The organism is Tabrizicola sp. (assembly GCF_034366665.1).
Taxonomy (GTDB): Bacteria; Pseudomonadota; Alphaproteobacteria; order Rhodobacterales; family Rhodobacteraceae; genus Tabrizicola.
The window spans coordinates 112,346-131,852 of record NZ_JAXMMF010000096.1 but is presented as its reverse complement, the minus strand read 5'-3'; the positions used below and the strand labels follow the sequence as shown (position 1 = coordinate 131,852).

Sequence of the window (19,507 nt, the reverse complement as noted above, 5' to 3'; positions counted from 1 at the left end):
GCGAAAGCTGGCTGGATTTCGAAGCTGGACCGCCGCCGTGCCGGAGGCCGCTGGTCCCCGGAATGAAGGTTCGGATGCAGGCGGCGATTCTGCCGCTGCTGATGGCCTTCGCCGTCTCGCCCGACTGGTCTCTGGTCCTGTGGACCGGGGCGCTGTTCCTGGTGGTCGAGTTCGTCACCTCGAACATCATCGAACCCTGGTTCTACGGCCACCGGACCGGAGTCTCCCCGCTGGCCGTCATCGTGTCGGCGATGTTCTGGACCTGGCTTTGGGGGCCGATGGGGCTGATCATCGCCACGCCGCTGACCGTGTGCCTTGTGGTGATCGGCCACCACGTCCCCAGCCTGCGGCTCTTTCCCATCATGTTCGGCGACCAACCCGTCCTGGCCGATTCGGCGCGGCTTTACGACCGCCTGCTCGCCGGCCGGATCATCGAATTCACCGAGGCTGCCACCACGTCGACCTCCAAGCATTTCCTGGCCGACTACTACGACAGGACCGCGATCCCGGCACTGGCTTTGGCCCAGGCCGACCATTCGGCGGGCCTGTTGTCCGACTACCAGACCCAACGCATCGCCAGCGCCGCCTGGACGCTGACCGAGGAACTGGATTCGGTCGTCGAGGAAGAGCTGGCCCTGGCTGCCGAAGGACCGCAGCCCCAGACCGAAGGCGACACGACCCTGGTCTCCAACGGCGTGCTTGACGGGATTGGCCGCAAGATCGTGGTGATGGGCGCGCTGACCCGGCTGGACGAATCCGCCGCCCGGATGGTGGCTCAGGCCCTTAGCGCCGAAGGGGCCGAGGTGGTGACGTTGCCGCCGCGCGCGTCCGTGGCCAGGATGCTGGGCGATTTCAAGCCCGAGACCGTGGTGGTGGTATCGCTGGACCCGACCCGAGGCGCAGCAGTGGACCTGCAGATGCGCCTGCTTCGCCGCCGTCTGCCGGGTGTGAAGTTGGGAATGGCGCTTTGGCCGGACCCGTCAGAGGTCAAACCCGCAGCGCCCGGCAAAGGTGCGGCAGACTTTGCTGTCTCCGGCATGGAAGAGCTGTTCTCCCATGCCTTCGACAAGAAGTCCGCCGCCGCCGCTGCTTAAGGCCTTACAGTTCGGCTTCGCCGCGGGTGCCGAGGTCGGGCGATTTGCCCTTCACCGCACCGGCGACGATCTCGGCGATACCGCGCAACAGGCCTGGGCCGTCCCACACGTCGGCGTGCCCGGGGTCGATCACCAGCGTCACAACGTTATGCACTTCCGGGCCTTGGGGCCAAAACACCTGCGCGCCGGGGTTCCACAGGTCCTTGACCAGCCCCTTGTCCGGGTTGACCGTGGCCTGACCCACCAGCGCGACATGATCGCCGCGGCCCTGGTAGCTAAGAAAGACCGAGCCATCGACCCGGATGTCCCGCGCCGCCGAGCTGTCGCTTTCCGTCAGGATGTAGATCACGCTTTTTTCCGGGGTGGGGATCGTCGACATCGGCCGCCCGCGCAGCCCGTCCGAGCTGCGGGTGACCAGCATGGCGATGTCGATCGCCTGCAGCATGTCCCAGACCCGCTCGGCCTCGATCGGCTGGATTGCGGGCGGGTTCTGGGTGTTCTCGTGGTCGCTGACCAGTGCCATCTTTCGTCTCCGTTGCAATGGGGGAAGTCCTGATCCCAACGCACCGGGCGGCGTGAAGGTTCCAGCCGCTAGCCCGCCGCCTCTTGCCAGACCGACACCGATTGCCAGCCCAGCGAAACCCCACCGCTCTCGATCATATCGCACGCGACAGGATCGCGCGAACTGTCGATCCGCCGCCGCCAGGTCCCTTCCGGCAGGTGGAACTCCGCCTCATCGCCCGGGTTCAGCACGATCAGCAGATCGCTTTCCGCCCGGTGATAGCGCACCCCGAACGAGCCCTCCTGGCCCCAGCCGTCTTCGGCCAGCGGACCGTCCGGCCCGTGCCAGGTGATCTCGGGTCCGTCGCCTTCGCCCGGGCCGCGGGCAAAGCGCGAATCTGCCAGCCCCACCTCGCGCCGGAAGGCGACAAGGGCCGCCACCGCCGCGACCAGCCGGTCATCCGCCGCGTCCCAGTGCAGCCAAGAGATCTCGCTGTCCTGGGCATAGGTGTTGTTGTTGCCGCCCTGGGTCTGGCCGAACTCGTCGCCCGCCAGCAGCATCGGCACGCCTTGGCTTAACAGCAGCGTCGCCAGCATCGCCTTTGACCGCCGATGCCGCGCCTCCTGGATGCCGGGATCGTCCGTTGCCCCCTCGGCCCCCAGATTGTGGCTGATGTTGTGGTCGTGGCCGTCGCGGTTGTCCTCGCCATTGGCGTCGTTGTGCTTGCTGTCATAGCTGACCACATCGCGCAGCGTGAACCCGTCATGCGCCGCCAGGAAGTTGATCGAGGACGTCGCCGGCCGCTGCGAATGGTCGAACTGGGTAGGAGAGCCCAACAACCTTTGCGCCAGATCGCCCTTCAGACCCGGATCGCGCCGCCAGAACGCCCGCATGTCATCGCGCGCCTTGTCGTTCCATTCGCGGAACGGGAAGGGGAACCCGCCGACCTGATAGCCACCCTCGCCAATGTCCCAGGGTTCGGCAATCAGCTTGACCTGGGACAGCACCGGGTCCTGCCGGATCGCGGCGAAGAAGGACCCCTCACGCTCGAACCCTTCGGCCTCGCGCCCCAGGGTGGACGCCAGATCGAAGCGGAACCCGTCCACGTGCATGACCTGCACCCAGTAGCGCAGGGAATCGATCACCATCCGCAAGACCATCGGATGCGCGACGTTCAGCGTGTTGCCGCAGCCCGTGGTGTCGAAGCAGTGCCGCTTGTTGTCCGCAAGCAGGTAGTACGACGCATTGTCGATCCCGCGGAACGACAGCGTCGGCCCCAGTTCGGACCCCTCGGCGGTGTGGTTGTAGACCACGTCCAGGATCACCTCGATCCCCGCCTTGTGCAGCTTTTGCACAACCTCTTTCACCTCGTTCGCACGGCCCGTCTTCAGGTAGGCCCGTTGCGGGGCAAAGAAGGACAAGGTGTTGTAACCCCAATAATTCTTCAGCCCCTTGTCCAGCAGGAACTGGTCGTGCAGGAACCCATGCATCGGCAAAAGCTCCACTGCCGTCACGCCCACCCGCTGCAGATGCGCGATCATCGCATCCGACGCCAGACCGCACAGCGAGCCGCGATCCTCCTCCGGCACGCCGGGATGGCGCATCGTCGCGCCTTTGGGATGCGCCTCCCAGATCAGCGTCTCTTCCCAGCGGTGCCGAAGCGCCTCGTCGGCGTTCCAGTCGAACTCGGGGTCCACCACGACGGCCTTTGGCACAAAGGGGGCCGAGTCGCGGTCATCCCGCGTCAGATCGTCGCCGGAATGCCCAAAAACCGCCGGGTCCCAGGTCAACTCTCCGCGCAGTTCGCGCGCATAGGGGTCCAGAAGCAGCTTTGCCGGATTGAACCGGTGCCCCTCCTCGGGCGCCCAGGGGCCGTGGACGCGGTAGCCATAGACCTGACCCGGACCGACGCCCGGCAGATAGCCGAACCAGATCCCGCCCTGCATGTCGGGCAGATCCAGACGCGCTGTCTCGGCCTTGCCGTCATCGTCGTAAAGACACAGCTCGACCCGTGTCGCATTCTCGGAAAACAGGGCGAAGTTTGTCCCCTCGCCATCTGAAACCGCCCCGATGGTGTCGGGGCGGCCTTTGGTTGCGTCGAATGCGGGGGTCATCGAGTGCTCGTGGATCATTGTGCCCTCTGCGCTTTGCGGGGCAACGTGGGCCCGCCATGAAACAGTGAAAAGACTGGCGCCCGCGACGCACCGCGCCGCGCCAGCATGGCCGAGTTGACCAGCGTCGTCTCGCCCGAGACGCGAAACCAGCGGGCGTCTTCCGTGGGGTCGTCGCCGATGTGCATCCCGTGCGGGATCACCGTGTTCGGCGCGACGATCACATTGGTCAGCCGCACCCCGGGCGAAACGCGCGCCCCCGGCATCAGGACCGACCGGTCCAGGGCAGTCCAGCGGTCGGGGTTGCCGCTGCCGATCATCGGCGACATCAGCCGCAGCCCGCCCAGGTTGACGCTCGATGTGAAGGCGTCGCGCGGCAGTGTCGCCGCCTGCATCCGAACCTTCATGCCGGGGACCAGGGGCCTCCGGCAGGGCGGCGGACCCTCTTCGAAGTCCAGCCAGCTTTCGCGCAAGCCGTCCAGGGTGCCCACATCGCGCCAATAGCCGTCCCAGCGCCAGACTGCCGCCTCGCCGCCATGCACGGCCTGCGGGATCACATCCTCGCCGAAATCCAGCACCTTGGGATCCGCCAGCATCTCGCGCAGCCAGGGCCAGTCAATGACGTAAATCCCCAGCGAAGCCAGCGACTGCTTCGTGTCACCGTGTATCGCGGCCGGTTTGGCCGGTTTCTCGGCAAAGCCCGCGATCCGGTGGCCCGGACCCTCGGTCACAATGCCAAAGCGCCCGGCTTCCTCACGCGGGACCGGCATCGCGGCCAGCGTCAGCTTGGCGCCACGCTCGCGATGGGCTTCAATGAAGCCGCGGTAATCCATCGAATAGACATGGTCCGCCGCCACGACCAGCACTTCGCGCGCACCCATAGCGTCCAGTTCGGCCGCATTGGCGCGCAGGACATCCGCCGTGCCGCGATAGCCCGCTGGCCCTGCAGCGGCCCCGTCGCGCAGCATCAGGCCACCGTTTGGCCAGACCGGGGCCCAGACCTCGTGCAGATGAGCCGTCAGGGATTCAGGCCGGTACTGCGTTCCGACCATCACCCGGCCCACGCCGGACCGCGCCAGCGCCGCCATCGTGAAGTCGACAATGCGGTGAAACCGGGCGAAAGGCAGCGCGGGCTTGCAGTCGCGTCCCGTCAGCTCGAACAATCTTGTGCCCTGACCACCGGCCAGGACGATTGCGACGGTGTCGCCAAGTTCGGGCGCGACAGGATCGGTCAGTTCGGGGGTGACGGCCACGGCAACCTCGCTTCGGCTTGGGTGATCTGGATGTGCCAGACCAACGTCTCCGATCAGTCACGGTTCCCTTCACGATCCGGTGGTTGGCCCCTGGTTGGCCCGTGGTTGGCCCGTGGTTGCCGCGTCCTGGTCAGGGCAGTCGGTCGTCGTGCCGCGGGTGTTCGTAGACGTCGTCGTCCCGATCCATCCCGCGCCGGACGACCATCACGCCGCGCATCCGCTGGCCCATCTGGCGGATGATCAGGTTGCGCACCGGGGGCAGCAGCAAGATCAGCCCCAGCGTGTCGGTGAAGAACCCCGGAAGGATCAGCAGCACCGCTGCCACCCCGATCAGCGCCTTGTGCGCCAGCGGCGACAGCGGGTCCTGCAACCCCTCCTGCAGACCTTCGCGCAAGCCCCGCCGACCCGATAGCGCCAGCCCTTTCAGCATCAGCACCCCGGCGACCCCGGTCAGCAGCACCCAGGCCAGCGTCAGCCACAGCCCCAGTACCGCCCCCAGCGTCACGAACAGCGCGATTTCCACCAGCGGCAAAGCCAGTACACCCAGCACGACCCACATCTTCATTCTCCGCCTGCGTTCTTCGGTCACATGGTAGACTTCGCTGCAACCCCACCCTACATAAGGGCGAGCCCAAAGGTTTTAAACGGAAAGTCCGAGGTTACTCATGAACGGATCCCTGATCCAACTCCTGGTCCTTGCCGGGATCGCGATCTTTCTCATTCTGAAGCTCCGTTCCGTTCTTGGCACCCGCGACGGCTTTGAAAAGCCGCCGATCCCGCTTGAGGATGTCCGTCCCCGCGTCCGCCGCGACTTCGAGGTGATCGAAGGTGGTCCCGACCGCGACATCATCGACCACGTCGCCGAAGGTTCGGACGCCGCCCGCGCCCTGGCCGAAATGAAAAAGGCCGAGCCGTCCTTCGTGGTCGGCCCCTTCCTGCAAGGCGCGCGCGGCGCCTACGAGATGATCCTGATGGCCTTCGAGAAGGGCGAGCTTGACCGCATCCGCCCCTTCCTGTCGGACGACGTCGAGGCCAGCTTCGCCGAAGCCATCGCCGCGCGTGAGGCCGAGGGATTGACCGTCGAGGCCAGCTTCCTTGGCATCAAGGAACTGGTCCTGCACGACGCGACTTTCGTGCCGGAAAGCCGCTTTGCGGAAATCACCGTCCGCTTCGTCGGCGAGCAGAACTACGTTGTCCGCAACAAGGTGGGCGAGATCGTCGAAGGCGCCCCGCGCGAAGTGAAGAAGTCGCGCGACATCTGGACCTTCGCCCGCCAGATGGGGTCCGACGACCCGAACTGGCAGCTGGTCGCGACCGGCGACTGATGCGGCCGGGATGCGCCGCGCGCTCCACCTCTGCACCTTCACGGCGGCCTTGATGGCCGCCGTTCCCGTTTCTGCCGAAGTCCTTGATTTCGAAGCATTGGACGGCTGGCGCGACGACAACCACCTTGCCGCGCTGGACAGCTTCCTGGGCACCTGCGACCTGATCGAGAAGCCTGATTGGCAGCCGATCTGCGCTGTCGCCGCCGATGTGCCCAAAGACGACGCCTCGGCCCGCAGCTTCTTCGAGCTGTTCTTCAAGCCCGTGGTCGTGGGCCAGCCCCCCGCCCTTTTTACCGGCTACTTCGAGCCCGAGCTTGAAGGCTCGCCCGTTCGCACTGGCCGCTTCCGCTTTCCGCTTTACGCCCGCCCCCCCGAACTGCGCGAGGGCGCGGTCTACCACTCGCGCCAGGCCATCGAAAATGGTGCCATCGCCGGACGGGGGTTGGAGATTGCCTGGCTGGACGACGCCGTCGACGTCTATTTCCTGCAGGTCCAGGGCTCGGGCCGCATCCGGATGACCGACGGCTCGGTGGTCCGGTTGGGCTATGCGGGCAAGAACGGCCATGCCTACCGCTCTGTCGGTCAGGAAATGGTTCGCCGCGGCAGCCACTCCATCGACCAGGTCTCGGCCCCGGAAATCGCCAACTACGTGCGGTCCAACCCCACCGCCGGGCAAGAGCTGCTCTACACCAACCCCTCCTACGTCTTCTTCCGCAAGATCAGCTCTTTGGACCCCGAGGACGGCCCCATCGGCGCGATGGGCCGGTCGATCACCACGATGCGCTCCATCGCCATCGACCCGAAGTTCACGCCGCTGGGCGCGCCGGTCTGGATCGAAAAGGACGGCCGCCGCCCGATCCGCAGCCTGATGATCGCCCAGGACACCGGCGGCGCAATCAAGGGGATGCAGCGTGCCGACATCTTCTACGGCACCGGCGCAGATGCGGGTGAGGCGGCCGGGACGGTCAAGGACCCAGGGCGCATGGTTCTCCTGCTGCCGATCGACCGCGCCTTCGCGATGCTTGAAGACTGACAATGGCCCGCCGTCGTTCCCTTTCGCCCGAGGAAGCCGACCTCTGGCGCAGTGTCGCGCAGACGGCCCGGCCCCTGCACAGCCAACCGCTGCACTTGCCCGCTCCGCCCGCACCGTCCGAGCCGCCGCCGATGGCCCATGCCAAGCCGCGCCTGACGCCGTTCCACCTGGGCGAAAAGCACCGCGCCCCGGAAAAGCGTGACCTCAAGCCGACGCTGCCCGAGCTTCTGGGTCAGGCCCCGCTTCGCATGGATGCCGGGACCCACACCAAGATGACCCGTGGCAAGCTGCAGCCCGAGGCCCGGATCGACCTTCACGGCATGACCCTTGCCGAAGCGCACCCCGAGCTGATCCGCTTCATCCTGAACGCCCATGCCGCCGGGCTGCGTCTGGTCCTGGTCATCACCGGCAAGGGCAAACGGCGCGACGATACCGGGCCGATTCCCCAGCGCGTCGGCGCACTGCGCCACCAGGTCCCGCACTGGCTTCACCTGCCACCCCTTGGCCCGGCGGTTCTGCAAGTCAGCGAAGCGCATCTCAAGCACGGTGGCGGGGGGGCCTATTACGTCTACCTGCGCCGCCGCTGACCGCTCGTCGTCGACTGCGTCGCTCCTCGCTGCACCACCGACGAGAAGCCGAAGGCGCACGAGGAGGGTTTCGCAAGGATCACCGCGGAGCAACCCTCGGCCGCCCCTCGGCAATCGCCCCGACCGGGGCCAGCACGACTTCCGTCGCATTGCGCACGGTCAGCACCAGCCCCGGCAGCAGCCCGACCCGCGCCCGCGCGTCGGTCGTGAAGGCATCGGCAATCCCCACAAGCCCGCCGAACAGCTTCAGCAGGGCGGGGTTCTCACCCAGGTTCAGGTGGCCCGTCCCCGTCGTGAACGCCGCCGTGTCCAGATAGATCACGTTCAGGTCCGCCACCTGCGCCACGCTTTCCATGTTGCCCAGCCGGTCCCCGGTGCCCGACAACGTGGCCGAGATGTTCAGGATGCGGTCCCGCGAACTGCCAAAGATCACGAAAGGCTCGGGCAGCTTGCCGATGTCCTTGGCCTGCGCCTGAAACACGTCCAGATCCAGATCAGGCGCGATCAGCACCACGCCCTTGATCCGGTCCAGAGCGCCGGGTCCATCCTTCAGCACCATCTGCCGCAGGCCTTCCATTGTCAGGAAGGCCCCCATCGAATGGGCGACGATGATGATGTCCCGTGCGCCCGCATCCTCGACCTCGTTCAGCAGCGAAACGAAGCCCGACCGCGCAAACAGCACGGAATCGCGGTCATAGACGTAGCCCAGCGCCGACCCGCGCGACGGCCAGGCGTAATGCACCGCCACCCCCGGCACCTCGAGGTCATGATGCATCTGTGCGACCCGATAGACTCCCTCGGCCATCGTGTTGTTGAACCCGTGGACATAGACCACCGCATCGCGCTGCCCGCGCAGCTTCATTGCCGCCTTTAGCGCTGTGCTGAAATCGTCGCCCGACGCAAAGCCCTGCGAGTCCAGCGTCAGAAAGTCCCGTTTGCCGTCCGGCTTCCGCGTCTTTGGCGGCCAGTTGACCTCACCCGGTTCGCGCTCTGGCGGGATCGCGATGTCATAGCGCAGAAAGCCGGGCTCGCCCGCCCGCCCGAAGGCATAGGCCTCGCCGTCCTTTTCCCGCGTGGTGCCGACGAAGATCGTCTCGGGCGTACCCCCCGCCAGCCCGTCCGGGGCCATCGTGAAATCGCCGCGCGCCGCGCAGCCGGCCAGCACCAGGACCATCAACAGCTTGCGCACCGCCACCTCCACGTTTCCCCCCCCCTTGACCCGAGCGCCGCGCAGCGTCAACCCATCCCCCGTGGACAGCGGCGCGCCGCCGCCGCACACTGGACCCGCAAAGCAGGAGGCCCGCATGACCCTTTCCGGCAAGACTGCCCTTGTCACCGGCGGCAACCGCGGCATCGGCCTTGCGACGGTCCGTGCCCTTGCAGAAGCGGGTGCTCAGGTCCACTTCACCGCCCGCAGCGCCGCCAACCTTGCCGCCGCCCAGCGCGAGCTTGGGGATATCCCGGCCACCGGCCATCTGGCGAACATGACCGACCGGATCGCGATGGCGACCCTTCTGGACCAGGGCTTCGAGATCCTGGTGAACAACGCTGCCGTCATCGCCCCGATCGGCCGCATCCTGGACATCTCGGCCGAGGATTGGGCGCACAGCATCGACGTCAACCTGACCTCGGTCTTCCACGCCACCCAACACGCCCTTGCGCATATGGTCGCCGCGGGCGGGGGCACCATCGTCAACATCTCCTCCGGCGCGGCGCACCGGCCACAAGAGGGCTGGTCGGCCTACTGTGCCGGGAAGGCGGGCCTGGCGATGCTGACCCGGTCCGTCCACCTGGAATACGCCGACCAGGGCATCCGCATCTTCGGCTTCGCGCCGGGGGTGGTCGACACCGACATGCAGGTCGCGATCCGCGCCAGCGGGATCAACCCGGTCTCGAAGATCCCGCGCGAAAACCTGGCCCCGGCCCATGAACCCGCCCAGGCCATCGCCTGGCTTTGCACCCCCGCCGCCGACACCCTTGCCGGGCAAGAGCTTGACGTCCGCTCCCCCGACCTGCGCGCCGCCGCCGGGCTGCCGCCGCTACCCTGACGAGAGTATATACAACCTGTAGTTACGTGTAAATACAGCGCCCCGACCTAGTGCCGGAAGGCCTGGTCGCCCCAGACTTCCTGCACCCGGGCATCGCGCCCGCAGGCCTCGCGGTAGAACTTGTAGGCATTGGCCTTCTTCTTCGGCCCCGCCCGGGTCAGCACGATCTCGGACGACTTGTAATAATCCTGGTGATAGTCCTCGGCGATCCAGAACGTCCCGGCCTCCAGCACCGGAGTCACGATGGTCGCACCCAGCACCGCCTCGGCCTCGGCCACCGCTGCCTGCGCGGCTTTCTTCTGCGCCGCGTCCTGTACGAAGATCGCCGTCCGGTAGGCATCCCCCCGGTCGCAGAACTGCCCGCCCGCATCCAGCACGTCCACCGACCGCAGGAACTTGGCAATCAGCGCATCATACGAAATCACCGCCGGATCAAAGGTGATCTGCACCGCCTCGAAATGCCCGTCGTGGTTCTTGTAGGTCGGGTTCTGCAAGTCACCCCCGGTATAGCCCGAGACGACATCGCTGACCCCCGCGACCCCCTCGAAATCCGACTCCACGCACCAAAAGCAGCCACCCGCGACAATGGCCGTCTCGGCCCGCGCCACGCCTGCCAGTCCCAGCAGCACCACCAAAGCCATCCGCAGCATCCGCACCTCCACCGTTGAAGGCCGCACCCTGTCGCGCGAACCCCAGCAACTCCAATCACCGATCCGTGGATCACCGGAAGGTGAAAGACCGAAACCCGCCGCTTCGAAACTCCTTGGCCTGCCCCGCGTCCCGCAATAGCGTGCAACCGACAACCGACCGAAAGTCCTGCATGCGCCACGCCCTTCTCGCCATCGGCCTTCTCGCCACGCCTGCGCTGGCCGAGACATCCCTCTCTGACGCCGCATCGGGCCTTGACCTCTTCCCGTGCGAGCTTGGGGGCCTGACCTGCACCACGCTGACCGTGCCGCTGGACCACCGCGCCAATGACCCGTCGCAGACGCTGGACATCACCTTCGCCCTGTCCTTCGCCACGGGCGAAAGCCGGGGCATCCTGTTCTACTTCGTCGGCGGTCCGGGCGGGTCGGGCCTCGCCTCGGCCGACAACTACCTTGCGGCCTTCGACCCCGCGCTGACCGAAAACCTGGACATCGTCTTTGTCGACCAGCGCGGGATCGGCGCGGTCCACGGCCTGTCCTGCCCGGTGGCGCAGGCCCGCTTCGACAGTGCCGCTTCCCCCTTGGCCGACACCGACGCCATCCTTGCCACCGCCCGCACCTACGTCACCGACTGCACCGCCGAGATCGGGGCAGACCACCTGCTTCCCGTGGTGAATACCGATCAGGCGATCCGCGACGCCGAGGCGTTTCGCCAGGCCATCGGCGCGCCGAAGGTCTGGCTCTACGGTGAAAGCTACGGCACCCAGCTGGTGCAGGCCTACGCCACCCAGGTCCCGCAGGCCGTCAAGGGCGTGATCCTGGACGGAGTCGTCGATCTTACCCTGTCGGCCGAGGGTTTCTATCGCCGCTATACCCTTGCCGCCGAACGGCTTTTGACCGACACCTTCGCGCTCTGCACCAATATCCCCGCCTGCAAGGCCGACTTCCCCGCCGACCCCGCTCAGGTCTACGATGACCTTGCCGCCCGCCTTGCCACCGGCCCCGTCACCGTGCCCTACACGCTGGCCGACGGCACCCGGGTGGACCGGACCCTCACCGCCAGTCACCTGGAATCCAGCGCCTTCTACGCGCTTTACGCCCCCGAGGGCCGGGCCGAGTTCCTCCGCACCCTTGCCGCTGCCGGCCGTGGCAATCTTGTGCCGCTGCTTCAGCTTGGCTACTCCAACCTTTTCATCGACCCCGAGACCGAAATCGGGATGGAGGACCCCGCGTGGTTCGGCGCGGCCTATTACGCGATCACCTGCACCGATTATGACAGCGGCCCCGGCACCGCGGACGAGCGCGCCCGCCGTATTCTGGACGAGGCCCGTGCCCTGGCGCCCGAAGCCCCGCGCCTTCTCCGGTCCTACTACATCGAGCGTCTGGCCTGCGCCTACTGGCCGCATCAGGGCCCATCGACCCGCCCGCAACCCTATGCCGGGGGCGACTGGCCGACCCTTGTGCTGAACGGCAGCAATGACCCGATCACTCCGATCTCGATGGCCTATTCGGTGCTGGACAGCGCCCGGAACGCTTACGGCGTCTTCATGCAAGGCGGCCCGCACGTGATCTGGGGCCGCGGCCTGGCCTGCCCCGACACCACCGTCCAGGCGCTTTTGTTCGACGGCACCCTGCCGCCCGCGCGTGAGCAGCTGTGCGAACAGGACCCCATCGCCGACTACACGCCCCTGACCCTGACCGACCCCACCCGCGCCGACGCCTTCACCGTGGCCCGCGCCATCGAGACCGAAATGCTGCACTACATCCCGCTTGTCACCTGGCCGGGCGACCACCCCACGTCCTTTGGCTGCCCCTTGGGCGGCACGATCCTGGCCGAACCCGGCGACCGGGGGACCGACTTCACCTTCACCGACTGCCGCTTCTGGCCCGACCTGGCCTTCAGCGGCACCGCCGTCGAGGTTCTGATGGACGATCCCGACGATGGGATAACGGCGACCCTCAAGATCAGCGGCGCGCAGAGTGGCGAGCTGGTTTACCTCCACCGGACCAAGGACGAGGCCTTCAGTCTGACCGGCACCTGGAACGGCCAGCCCGCAGCACTGCCTCGTCTGGTTGTTCCGACGGACTACTGACCCTCCGGCCCGGTCCGGACCACTGCAATCGCGGCGACAACAACGCAGGCGATACCGGCGGTCTGCAGCAGGTTCGGCACCTCCACCAGCAGGGCGATGCCCAGCACCGCCGCAATCGCGGGCTCCAGGCTTAAAAGGACGCTGAACACCTGCGACCCCAGCTTCCGCAGCGCGGACATCTCCAGCCAGCAGGTCGCCAGCGGTGCAAGGACCGCCAGGCTGGCCGAGCCAAGGACGACTGTTGAAGACGGCATGTCATCCATCCCGGCAATCCCGAACGGCGTCAGCAGGACTGCAGCGGTCAGCAGCGAAATCGTCATGCCGTCGGTTCCGCGGAACAGAAGGCCGACGCGCCGGGTCAACAGGATATAGGCTGCAAACCCGGCGGCCGAGATTGCGGCAAAGGCGATGCCCGCCGGGTCTGCCGTCCAGCCGTGGCTTGATCCCTGTGACCAGGGGTCAAGTGTCAGCAACACGCCCAGCCCCGCCAGCAGCGCCAGCGCGATGGCCACCCGGCCCCGCGCGGCGAAGAGGGCGATCGAAAACGGCCCAAGGAACGCAATCGTCGAGGCTAGTCCCAAAGGCAACCGGCTGACTGCGGCGAAATAGGACACCGCCATCACCGCCAGTGCCGCCCCCAGCATCAGCGCCGCCCAAAGGGACTGCCGGTCCAGCCCGCGCAGGTTCGGCCGCGTGACGATCATCAGGATTGCGGCGGCTGTGGCCATGCGCAGCCAGGTGACGGCAGGTGCGCCGATCTCGGCAACAAGGGGCCGAGACAGGGCGGCGGCAAGTTGAATGGCGACCATTGCCAGGATTGCTGCACTGACAGCCGGTGCCAGGCTCGACTCTCTGCGGTGCAGCAGGACTGTCATGCCGCGTGCTCCCGCAGGATCGGCGTATCCCAGCGGGGGGTCGCCCCTTTGTGACCTTGGTCAAACCGCTCCGCACTCTTGCACCGCATCGCCTGCTCCTCCCGGCCCGGCATGGGCCGCCTTGGCAGAGATTAGGCAAGCGGGATCAGGACGGCTGTTCCCTGGGGCACATCACCGTGCAAGGCGCCGCGAAAAGTTAAGGGGGCGTCAACCGCCCCCTGTAACCTATTGAATTGCATGGGTGCATAATTCCGTCCACGGTGGACAGCCTTATTTGGCGACCCGGGCATTCCGGCTGGCGATCAACCGCAGTCGCAGTGCGTTCAGCCGGATGAATCCTTCCGCATCCTTCTGGTCGTAGGCCCCCGCGTCCTCTTCGAACGTCACGTGCTTCTCGCTGTAAAGCGAGTGATCCGACCACCGCGCCACCGTCCGGGCAGACCCCTTGTACAGCTTCACCCGCACCGTCCCGGTCACATGTTCCTGCGTCTTGTCGATCAGCGCCTGCAGCGCCTCCCGTTCAGGCGAGAACCAGAACCCGTTGTAGATCAGCTCGGCATAGCGCGGCATGATGCTGTCTTTCAGGTGGCCAGCACCCGCGTCCAGGGTGATCTGCTCGATCCCCCGGTGCGCTTCCAGCAGGATCGTCCCGCCAGGGGTTTCATACAACCCACGCGACTTCATCCCCACGAACCGGTTCTCGACCAGGTCAAGAAGGCCAACGCCATGCTTGCCGCCGATCTCGTTCAATCGCGCAAGGATCGTGGCGGGCGACAGCGCCTCGCCATTGATCGACACCGCATCGCCGCGCTCGAACCCGATCTCGACATACTCGGCCACGTCCGGGGCCTTCTCGACAGGGGTCACGCGCTGATAGACGAACTCCGGCGCTTCTTCGGCCGGGTTCTCCAGGACCTTCCCCTCGGAGGAGGTATGAAGCAGGTTCGCATCCACGCTGAAAGGGGCCTCGCCCCGCTTGTCCTTGGCAATCGGGATCTGGTTCGCCTCGGCAAACTCCAGAAGCTTGGTCCGGCTCGTCAGGTCCCACAGCCGCCACGGCGCGATGACCTTGATGCCCGGGTCCAGCGCGGCGGCGGAAAGCTCGAACCGCACCTGATCGTTGCCCTTGCCCGTCGCGCCATGCGCCACGGCATCGGCCCCGGTCTCATGCGCGATCCGCACCAGATGCTGGCTGATCAGCGGTCGGGCGATCGAGGTCCCCAGCAGATACAGCCCCTCATACAGCGCATTCGCACGGAACATCGGGAAGACGAAGTCGCGCACGAACTCCTCACGGACGTCGACGATATGGATGTTCTCGGGCTTGATCCCCATCAACAGAGCCTTCTGCCGCGCCGGTTCCAGCTCTTCGCCTTGGCCCAGGTCGGCGGTGAAGGTCACCACTTCGCAGCCATATTCGGTCTGCAGCCACTTGAGGATGATCGAGGTATCAAGGCCGCCCGAATAGGCAAGGACGACTTTCTTGGGCTTCAGCATCGGGAAGGCTCCCCCATGAATTTCTGGCGTGTAGGTTCTGGCGCGCTTTAGCTGGCGCTTAAAACGAAACACCAGCAAGGGCAAGGACGCCGCAACGCTTGACGGATGTCCAAATCCCGATTCCAGTGCGCGGACAGTCCCATTCGGAGCCGGTCATGAGTTTGCGCATTTTCCTTCACTCGCTTCGCCAGGTCTTCGGCAACCTTTCAGGGGCTCTGCGGGTCTCTGGCGTGTTGATGCTGGTCCAGTTCGCCGTCTTTCTGACTCTTGGCCGCTCCCTGCCGACGGATGAGGCCGGGATGCGGCAGTTGATGATGCAAGGCGAGATGCCCTGGGGCAGGATCGTCCTAAGCGCGCTGGTCAGCACGGTGCTCTGGCTTTGGATCATCGTGGGCTGGCATCGCTACATCCTGCTGAACGAACAGCCCCGTCTGGTCCCCACCTTCCGCCTTGACCGGATGCTGGGCTACTTTGGCAAATCGCTTCTTGTCGGCCTGATCCTTCTGCCACTTGCGCTGATCCTGGGCTTTGTCGGGGGCAGCATCGCCTCGGGCATGGTGCAGGGCGGCGGCAAGGCGATCCCCGCCCTGGTCGTGATGGGCCTGATCGTCTATGTCCCGGTTTCGGTCGTGGGCATGCGCCTTGGCACCATGCTGCCCGGAGCCGCCCTGGAACCCGGCGTCCCCGTCTTCAGCGGGTGGGAGGCCACGCGCGGCGCGACCCTCACCATCCTGGGCGTCATGGTCTTGTCCGTCGGCTTTTCCCTGGTGCTGGAGTTCGTGGGGATGGGGGTTTTCGGCGACCCGAGGTCCGTCCCGTCCCTGATTTACGAACTGGTCAGGCAATGGATCATCGCGATGGTCGGCGCTTCGATCCTGACCACGCTTTACGGTCACTATGTCGAGAAGCGGCCGCTTGTCTAAGTCCTGCGCGTGCAAGACTTGCACCCTGCAACGGCATCGGTCATGCCAATGGACATGACCGATTTCCCCACTCAGGCCCGCGCCGCGACTGCCGCCCTGCGCGAGCTTTTCCCCGAGACGCCGCTGCAGCGGAACGATTTCCTGTCCGCCCGCTACGACGCCGAGGTCTGGCTCAAGCGCGAAGATCTTTCTCCCGTCCGCAGCTACAAGCTGCGCGGGGCCTTCAACGCCATGCGCAAAGTGCGCGCAAGACAGCCCGACCAGCACCAGTTTGTCTGCGCCAGTGCCGGAAACCACGCGCAGGGGGTGGCCTTTGCCTGCCGCCACTTCGGGGTGCAGGGGGTGATCTTCATGCCGGTCACCACGCCGCAGCAGAAGATCGACAAGACGCGGGTCTTTGGCGGTGACAACGTCCAAATCAAGCTGACGGGCGACTACTTCGACCAGACCCTTGCGGCCGCCCAGACCTTCTGCGCCGAACGCCAGGCGCATTTCCTGTCGCCCTTTGACGACCCCGACGTGATCGAGGGCCAGGCCTCGGTCGCCGTGGAGCTGCTGGAACAACTCGGCCGCGCGCCGGACCTTGTGGTCCTGCCGGTGGGTGGGGGTGGCCTGTCCTCGGGCGTCACCGGCTACCTGCGCGCGGTCGCGCCCGACACCGACTTCCGCTTTGTCGAGCCTTTGGGCGGGGCCAGTCTGACCGCGGCCCTGCAGGAAGGCGCGCCGACCAAGCTGCCGCGGGTCAACAGTTTCGTCGATGGTGCCGCCGTGGCGCGGGTCGGGGACAACACCTTTCGGATGCTGTCCTGGGTCGACGCGTCGAACGTTCTTCTTGCCCCCGAGGACCGCATCTGCGTGACGATGCTGGAAATGCTGAACCACGAAGGCATCGTGCTGGAACCTGCCGGGGCGCTATCGGTCGATGTCCTGCCCGAACTGGCACAGGAAATCCGCGGCAAGACCGTGGTCTGCGTCACCTCGGGTGGGAATTTCGACTTCGAGCGTCTGCCCGAGGTCAAGGAACGCGCCCAGCGCTATGCGGGTCTGAAGAAATACTTCATCCTGCGGATGCCGCAGCGCCCCGGGGCGTTGCGCGAATTCCTGAACCTGCTTGGCCCGGATGACGACATCACCCGGTTCGAATACCTGAAGAAATCGGCGCGCAACTTTGGCTCGGTCCTGATCGGGATCGAGACAAAGACCGCCGGTCACTTCGACGACTTCCGCCGCCGGATGGAGGCTGCGGGCCTGGCCTTCCGCGACATCACCAACGACGAGGCGCTGTCGGAATTCCTGATCTAGGCCGCGCCTGCCCGGTCCGTCGACAAGCCGCCCAGCAATGCTGCCCGCGACGCCCGCCAGACGGCCGCCAGCTGCATCATGTCGATCAGAGCGGCGTGGCCGGCTGCGGCCTTGCGCTCCCCCTCCTGGCAGATCGCGGCAAGGTCGGACAGGCCCAGATTCAGCGCGCTGCCCTTCAGGAAATGCAGCTGACCCTCGACCTCACTGTCCGGCAGGCCCGAGATCAGCGCCTTAACTGCGCCTTCGGCTTCGTCCATGAACATGTCGGCGACCTCGACAAAGCCGTCGGCGCCGATCTCTTCGCGTAATTCTGCAACCCGTTTCCAGTCAATCATGGCAACCACACCCCGTTCAGCCAAACCCACCGCTGCACAGTGACCCGACGGCGTTAACAATTGGTGGCCGGTAGCCCGCAAAGCCTTGCGCATTTTACCTTTCATGCCCTGTTAAGACCTGCCGCGCAGTCTGGCCTGAACGGAGGTCCGGACGTGTTTGCCAGTGCGATGAAAGTTGAAGATGGAATGCAGGCGGTCGAGGTGCCGCGACACGTGCTGGTCGTCGACGACAGCCGTGCGCAACGGCACATGGTCTCCATGCAGCTGCGTCGCTGGGGCTACCGGGTCAGTGAAAGCGAATCCGCTCTGGCTGCACTTGATCTGTGCCGCAGCGCCGATATCGACATCATCATCAGCGACTGGATGATGCCCGGCATGACCGGCCTGGAATTCTGCCGCCAGTTCAGGGCTTTGGGCCGCGAAAGCTATGGCTATTTCGTGCTGCTGACCTCCAAGTCCGAAACGACCGAAATCGCCGACGGGCTTGAGGCCGGGGCCGATGACTTCCTGACCAAGCCGGTCGCGTCGAACGAGCTTCGCGCCCGGCTGCGCGCCGGGGAGCGCATGCTGGCCATGCAGGCCGAGCTTCTGGCCAAGAACCGGGTCATCGTCTCGACCCTGGTCGAACTGCAGAAGATCTATGATTCGCTGGACCGCGACCTGATCGAGGCGCGAAAGCTGCAGCAGACCCTGATCCGCGACCGGGTCCGCGACTATGGCTGGGCCAAAGCCTCGTTGATCCTGCGCAACTCGGGACGGGTGGGCGGCGACCTTGTCGGCAGCTTTCGCGTCGATCCGGACCGGGTGGTCGTCTATTCCATCGATGTGTCGGGCCACGGCGTTGCCTCGGCGATGATGACTGCGCGGCTGGCCGGATTCCTGACAGGGTCCTCGCCGGAACAGAACCTCGCCTTCCAGACCGGGCCGGAGGGGGAGCATATCCTGCTACCCCCCGCCGCTGTGGTCGACCGCTTCAACCGCCTGATGCTGGATGAAATCCAGGCCGAGCAGTATTTCACCATGGTCCTTGCCGTCGTGGACCGCGCGACCGGCCGTCTGGACCTTGTGCAGGCGGGCCATCCCCATCCGATGCTGATCCGCCGTGACGGACGCGTGCATCGGCTGGGGCATGGCGGCATGCCCGTCGGCCTGATCGACAGCGCGACCTATGACCAGATTACCGTCCAGATCGCGCCGGGTGACCGTCTCATCCTGGTCTCGGACGGGTTCACCGAATGTCCCCTGCCCGAAGGCCGCGATTTTGGCGAGGATGGGCTGGTCGAAAGCCTGCAGGCCTCGGCCCACCTCAGCGGCCTGGACCTGCTGGAGGCGATGGTCTGGGACCTGACCGCCAAGGCCGGCACCGATTCGTTTCCCGACGATGTCTCGGGGATCGTGCTGGACCTGTTAGAGTAGCCGCGCCAGCATCGCGCGGTCGCCCTCGTTGCCCAGCCGGGTCAGCGCCACCTCAACCGGCAGCCAGACCGCCGTATGCCCCGCCTCGGACGGCGGTCCCAGCCGCCGCACGGGCTGCGCCAGGTAGACCGTGCACAGCTTTTCGGCCCACATGTCGTATTCCGGCATGTAGGTGAACCGCCGAAACGCCCCCAGTTGCCGCGTGATGGCGATCTTCCAGCCTGTCTCTTCGAACACCTCGCGGTGCAGCGCGGTGATCGGCTGCTCGCCCTTGTCGATCCCGCCACCGGGCAACTGGAACTCGGGAACCGGGCTTGCCTGATGGGTCGCCAGGATGTGATCCCCCTGCAAAAGCACCGCATAGACCCCCGGCCGCCGCCGATATCGCTGCCCCGCCTTCACCGGCTCGCCATAGCGTCGGATCATCGTTGCCCCCTTGGACCAGGCGTTGCTCTGCCTATATAGG

At 66.1% G+C, this 19,507-nt stretch carries 19 protein-coding genes; 9 read left to right on the top strand and 10 right to left on the bottom strand.

The annotated features are described in order from the left end of the window. Positions 1-1,094, top strand: a 1,094-nt coding sequence (locus U1E69_RS13195; RefSeq protein ID WP_322244831.1) for an AI-2E family transporter, incomplete at its 5' end; no start/stop codon positions are given. A gap of 4 nt (positions 1,095-1,098) precedes the next feature. Here U1E69_RS13195 and U1E69_RS13190 read toward each other — a convergent pair. The 4 genes from U1E69_RS13190 to U1E69_RS13175 form a co-directional block, all read right to left on the bottom strand. Further along, positions 1,099-1,617, bottom strand: coding sequence for a pyridoxamine 5'-phosphate oxidase family protein (locus U1E69_RS13190; protein WP_322244830.1), 519 nt, complete (start codon positions 1,615-1,617; stop codon positions 1,099-1,101). 68 nt (positions 1,618-1,685) lie between these two features. Continuing rightward, entirely contained in the window at positions 1,686-3,710 is a 2,025-nt protein-coding gene (gene glgX, locus U1E69_RS13185; protein ID WP_416200285.1) for a glycogen debranching protein GlgX, read from the bottom strand. A 14-nt stretch (positions 3,711-3,724) separates the two neighbouring features. After that, positions 3,725-4,960 carry a glucose-1-phosphate adenylyltransferase family protein gene (locus tag U1E69_RS13180; RefSeq protein ID WP_322244828.1) on the bottom strand — a complete coding sequence of 412 codons (1,236 nt, stop codon included), beginning with the start codon at positions 4,958-4,960 and terminating at the stop codon, positions 3,725-3,727. Between the two features lie 130 nt (positions 4,961-5,090). Continuing rightward, positions 5,091-5,525, bottom strand: coding sequence for an FxsA family protein (locus tag U1E69_RS13175; RefSeq protein WP_322244827.1), 435 nt, complete (start codon positions 5,523-5,525; stop codon positions 5,091-5,093). A gap of 100 nt (positions 5,526-5,625) precedes the next feature. On the opposite strand from U1E69_RS13175, the gene U1E69_RS13170 reads away from it, so the two are divergent. From U1E69_RS13170 to U1E69_RS13160, 3 genes are read left to right on the top strand one after another with little or no spacing between them, the layout of a single operon-like run. Further along, positions 5,626-6,285 carry a Tim44/TimA family putative adaptor protein gene (locus U1E69_RS13170; RefSeq protein ID WP_322244826.1) on the top strand — a complete coding sequence of 220 codons (660 nt, stop codon included), beginning with the start codon at positions 5,626-5,628 and terminating at the stop codon, positions 6,283-6,285. A 10-nt stretch (positions 6,286-6,295) separates the two neighbouring features. Next, complete coding sequence (locus tag U1E69_RS13165; RefSeq protein ID WP_322244825.1) at positions 6,296-7,318, top strand: murein transglycosylase A; 1,023 nt, start codon at positions 6,296-6,298, stop codon at positions 7,316-7,318. 2 nt (positions 7,319-7,320) lie between these two features. Continuing rightward, positions 7,321-7,905 carry a Smr/MutS family protein gene (locus U1E69_RS13160; protein ID WP_322244824.1) on the top strand — a complete coding sequence of 195 codons (585 nt, stop codon included), beginning with the start codon at positions 7,321-7,323 and terminating at the stop codon, positions 7,903-7,905. A 79-nt stretch (positions 7,906-7,984) separates the two neighbouring features. Here U1E69_RS13160 and U1E69_RS13155 read toward each other — a convergent pair whose 3' ends face one another. Then, positions 7,985-9,211, bottom strand: coding sequence for an alpha/beta hydrolase (locus tag U1E69_RS13155; protein WP_322244823.1), 1,227 nt, complete (start codon positions 9,209-9,211; stop codon positions 7,985-7,987). Between U1E69_RS13155 and U1E69_RS13150 the strand changes: the two genes are divergently transcribed. Further along, positions 9,210-9,953: an SDR family oxidoreductase gene (locus tag U1E69_RS13150; RefSeq protein WP_322244822.1), complete on the top strand. Its 744-nt coding sequence runs from the start codon at positions 9,210-9,212 to the stop codon at positions 9,951-9,953. The genes U1E69_RS13155 and U1E69_RS13150 overlap by 2 nt on opposite strands. Before the next feature lie 47 nt (positions 9,954-10,000). On the opposite strand, the gene msrA is transcribed toward U1E69_RS13150, so the two are convergent. Beyond that, entirely contained in the window at positions 10,001-10,603 is a 603-nt protein-coding gene (gene msrA / locus U1E69_RS13145; protein ID WP_322244821.1) for a peptide-methionine (S)-S-oxide reductase MsrA, read from the bottom strand. A 170-nt stretch (positions 10,604-10,773) separates the two neighbouring features. On the opposite strand from msrA, the gene U1E69_RS13140 reads away from it, so the two are divergent. Further along, on the top strand, positions 10,774-12,693 hold the full coding sequence (locus tag U1E69_RS13140) for an alpha/beta hydrolase (protein ID WP_322244820.1): 1,920 nt from the start codon (positions 10,774-10,776) through the stop codon (positions 12,691-12,693). Here U1E69_RS13140 and U1E69_RS13135 read toward each other — a convergent pair. Then, positions 12,687-13,568, bottom strand: a complete 882-nt coding sequence (locus U1E69_RS13135) for an EamA family transporter (protein WP_322244819.1) — start codon at positions 13,566-13,568, stop codon at positions 12,687-12,689. The genes U1E69_RS13140 and U1E69_RS13135 overlap by 7 nt on opposite strands. Positions 13,569-13,838: 270 nt before the next feature. After that, entirely contained in the window at positions 13,839-15,065 is a 1,227-nt protein-coding gene (locus U1E69_RS13130; RefSeq protein ID WP_322244818.1) for an argininosuccinate synthase, read from the bottom strand. A gap of 155 nt (positions 15,066-15,220) precedes the next feature. On the opposite strand from U1E69_RS13130, the gene U1E69_RS13125 reads away from it, so the two are divergent. Both U1E69_RS13125 and ilvA read left to right on the top strand, forming a co-directional pair. Continuing rightward, positions 15,221-15,988: a hypothetical protein gene (locus tag U1E69_RS13125; RefSeq protein ID WP_322244817.1), complete on the top strand. Its 768-nt coding sequence runs from the start codon at positions 15,221-15,223 to the stop codon at positions 15,986-15,988. A 54-nt stretch (positions 15,989-16,042) separates the two neighbouring features. Next, a complete protein-coding gene (ilvA, locus tag U1E69_RS13120) occupies positions 16,043-17,290 on the top strand; it encodes a threonine ammonia-lyase IlvA (protein ID WP_322244816.1) in 1,248 nt (415 codons plus the stop codon). Here ilvA and U1E69_RS13115 read toward each other — a convergent pair. Then, complete coding sequence (locus U1E69_RS13115) at positions 17,287-17,625, bottom strand: Hpt domain-containing protein (protein WP_322244815.1); 339 nt, start codon at positions 17,623-17,625, stop codon at positions 17,287-17,289. The genes ilvA and U1E69_RS13115 overlap by 4 nt on opposite strands. 168 nt (positions 17,626-17,793) lie before the next feature. Between U1E69_RS13115 and U1E69_RS13110 the strand changes: the two genes are divergently transcribed. Next, a complete protein-coding gene (locus tag U1E69_RS13110; RefSeq protein WP_322244814.1) occupies positions 17,794-19,041 on the top strand; it encodes a PP2C family protein-serine/threonine phosphatase in 1,248 nt (415 codons plus the stop codon). Here the strand turns inward: U1E69_RS13110 and U1E69_RS13105 are convergent. Continuing rightward, on the bottom strand, positions 19,033-19,467 hold the full coding sequence (locus tag U1E69_RS13105; RefSeq protein ID WP_322244813.1) for an NUDIX hydrolase: 435 nt from the start codon (positions 19,465-19,467) through the stop codon (positions 19,033-19,035). The two genes, U1E69_RS13110 and U1E69_RS13105, sit on opposite strands and share 9 nt — an antisense overlap. Positions 19,468-19,507 lie beyond the last annotated feature (40 nt).